3 protein-coding genes and 1 pseudogene are annotated in these 2,767 nt (G+C 66.8%); 2 read left to right on the top strand and 2 right to left on the bottom strand.

The features are described 5' to 3' along the window. Positions 1 to 294 (bottom strand): annotated as a pseudogene (locus ACWGIG_RS38290) (hypothetical protein); the annotation flags it as partial. Between the two features lie 445 nt (positions 295 to 739). Here ACWGIG_RS38290 and ACWGIG_RS38285 point away from each other — a divergent pair. Then, positions 740 to 1,333, top strand: a complete 594-nt coding sequence (locus tag ACWGIG_RS38285) for a matrixin family metalloprotease (RefSeq protein ID WP_453326343.1) — start codon at positions 740 to 742, stop codon at positions 1,331 to 1,333. 8 nt (positions 1,334 to 1,341) lie between these two features. Beyond that, a complete protein-coding gene (locus ACWGIG_RS38280; protein WP_453326342.1) occupies positions 1,342 to 1,827 on the top strand; it encodes a hypothetical protein in 486 nt (161 codons plus the stop codon). A gap of 437 nt (positions 1,828 to 2,264) precedes the next feature. On the opposite strand, the gene ACWGIG_RS38275 is transcribed toward ACWGIG_RS38280, so the two are convergent. Further along, positions 2,265 to 2,666, bottom strand: a complete 402-nt coding sequence (locus ACWGIG_RS38275) for a hypothetical protein (RefSeq protein ID WP_453326341.1) — start codon at positions 2,664 to 2,666, stop codon at positions 2,265 to 2,267. Positions 2,667 to 2,767 lie beyond the last annotated feature (101 nt).

The following is a 2,767-nucleotide window of genomic DNA, read 5'->3' as shown; positions in this document are numbered from 1 at the left end:
CCCCCGGATCATGGTCAACAAGGGGGGGAAGTCATGCCGGTCCCGGAGGCCGGAAGCTCCGTTGCGGAGCCAACGAAAACGGTAATGGGGGGGGCTGGGCTGGTGAGGGAACGACCGTATCTGCCGATGCAAGATCGCTTCAGCGATTCGGTCAGCGACCGCCGAAGGAGTGAGCGCCGAGGAGTTGACGCGCAGCACGTCGACGCCACGCTCCTCAAGGAGGGCCGCCGCCTCTTCGTAGAGGGTCACCTCTTGGTCGGGGCCTTTGGGGTTGCCGCGGAAGCGGTGGGTCACGCCGGCCGCAGCGATGCGCTCGGCGATCGTGTCCGGTGTGAGCGAGGTCGGCGACGGCGAAACTGTCCGGACGAAATACCTTGAGGACCGGGCCCTGGGGCCATGAGCAGTACTACCTACGGGAACCGGTGAACAGTCAAGTCCCTGCCGTTCCACGGTGTTGCAGGCCGGTCACGGGCAGCGGCGGCCAGGCGCTGATGTTGAGGATGACGCTCTGGGGCTCCTTCACGCGGGAGCGCATCCCTGCGGAATGGCTGTGGCGGGGTGCCCTGGCGTTCGACCCGTACGGCAAGGTGCCGCCACGCGACCGAGGGGCGCTGTCGAAGCCCGGACCACCGGGAAGCTCCTTTGGTACGGCGCCTGACCACTGGCGTGCGCGGTGTCGGGAGGTATCGCAATGAAGTACATGAAATCCGTCGTCACGTAGCGCTATCGTGCAGTAACTATGAGGATCAACGCCTTGGCCTTATCGGCTGCTTCGGCCTCTCTCGTGCTGCTGACGGTTCCCGTTCCGGCCCATGCCGCCCCGACCACTGTCAGACCACACCTGTGCGAGAAGGGCGAGTCGGATTCACGCGGCCGCTCGTCGGTGGACGGCACCGAGCTGGCGTGGGACGACAGCTCCAGGTTCGACGACGCGCGGCAGCAGGCGGTCAGAGTCTGGTCGGCTGGCACGCTCCGACAAGTGCGGATCAAGGCGGACGGGGCGACGAGCTATGCCGACCTGGAGTGGAAGGACACGAACCAGACAGGGAAGGGGTGGAAGCTCGTCTACGGCAAGTGGGACCCCAACACCGGAACCGACTACCTCTGGATGAACAGGGCGTACCTGGACCCGGGGAAGTCGCTGGGCAAGGACGCTCACCGCAGACGCGTCGCGGCCCATGAGCTCGGGCACGCGCTCGGGTTCTGTCACAAGGCATACGGGACCGGAAGCTACCCCTCACTGATGTGGGCGCACTACGGCCACATCCAGGGAAAGAAGATCGACAAGCCGACAGCCAACGACGTCAAGGCGTATCACGCACTGTGGGGATGAACATGAACATGAACACGAAGACGATGGCCCTGGCAGCGGGTGCCGTGAGCGCCGCGGTGCTGGCGGCGGGCGGGTGGGCCGGCTACCAGCATCTGGAGGGTCAGGTCAGTTCCGGACACGTCCTGCGGGGATACGACGCGCAGAGCCCGGCCGGCACCGCACCGCACGCCGAGGACGTCTTCACCGGCCGTGTGCTGGCCTTCGAGGAACAGCGGGTGCTGGAACACCTGACCACCGACATCTACCGGGTCGAGGTGGACTCGGTGCTGCGCGGCGATGTACGAGGCACGGTGCGGGTTACCTTCGCGCCGGACGAGCAGCCTGCCCAGCGGCTGACGGACGGCGCGACGTACGTGTTCGCCACCCAGGCCTGGCAGGACACCGTGAAGGACGGCCAGGCGCTGCTGTTCCAGGGCGAGATGAAGCCGGTGGACAAGGTCCAGCTGGCCGAGTGGGTGAACGCCGCCGCGCTCCCCGTGGTCCTGGAACAGTAACCGGGCGCAACATGCCGATATGCGCCCGAGGTCCTGGTCCATATGTGTGCGGGAGTCCCTTCGCACGGGGTTCGCTGTGCCAGACCGACTTGGTTCGGCGGAGGTCAACCGGCGCAGCGGGGTTGAGGTGCAACGCCGGCGCCACAAGCGGGTTCGGCCTTTCCAGGCCGAGTTCGATGCCGTCAGCGTGCTGACGCCGTATTCTTTCCGGCGCGTTCCTCCCCTGCCGAGGGAACTCTCCGGGGCGTGATCCGGCGATAGTTGGCCGCTTGCAGGCATCGGAGCAAACTCGTGGCGGCCCGCCCCGGCCGGCTATCTGGGGCTCAGAGGTGTCCGGAGGCCCGGCAGCTCTCGCCGGGTGTGCGCAGTGAGTGTGCTGCGGCACGATGGCCTTCAGGCGGAGGCACGGGGGGGCGAGGCTGAAGGCGTGCGGTCTGTCAGCCGGTTCCGATAGTGATGTTGAGCGGGGAGAACTCGATAGTGCCGGACTGCGTGCCGTCCTCGGTGATCAGCGCTGTCCCCTTCACCTTCATGGGGAGGCCGTAGGTGCCGGACGGTGGGTCCGACTGCCCCGGTAGATGGTCGATGATCGGGATGAGGTCCCAGGTTCCGGCGATAACGGTCAGCGTTGTGCCCTCGCCCGCGCACCGTAGGGACCTTGGGCCAGAAAAGCGGCGGACGATCAGCCGACCTGTTCCTGAAGGCTCGTCTGACCCGTCAGCTTGCAGGAGTGTGGGCAAGGTGCTGGAGACCGCGCTGGCGAGTGCCTGTCGGAAGTCCTCGCGGGCGCAGAGGGCTTCAGAGTCGACGAGGTCGCGAGGGTAGCCGAGCGCGGACATGGAGTTCTCCCCACCCATGTGGGGATGTTTGGTGCTCGGCCTCGGCGGCCGTGCCGTGGGTCTCTGGGATGGCCGCCGACTCGTCGGGGTGATCGTGCTCA

The organism is Streptomyces sp. NPDC054863 (assembly GCF_053610825.1).
Note: the sequence above shows the minus strand (reverse complement) of the source record. Positions and strands in the feature narration are given on the sequence as shown.

What these genes read in the sequence shown, in the direction of transcription:
- ACWGIG_RS38285 (WP_453326343.1), top strand. Translation starts at nt 740, where the DNA reads ATGAGGATCAACGCCTTGGCCTTATCGGCTGCTTCGGCCTCTCTCGTG.
- ACWGIG_RS38280 (WP_453326342.1), top strand. Translation starts at nt 1,342, where the DNA reads ATGAACACGAAGACGATGGCCCTGGCAGCGGGTGCCGTGAGCGCCGCG.
- ACWGIG_RS38275 (WP_453326341.1), bottom strand. Translation starts at nt 2,666, where the DNA reads ATGTCCGCGCTCGGCTACCCTCGCGACCTCGTCGACTCTGAAGCCCTC.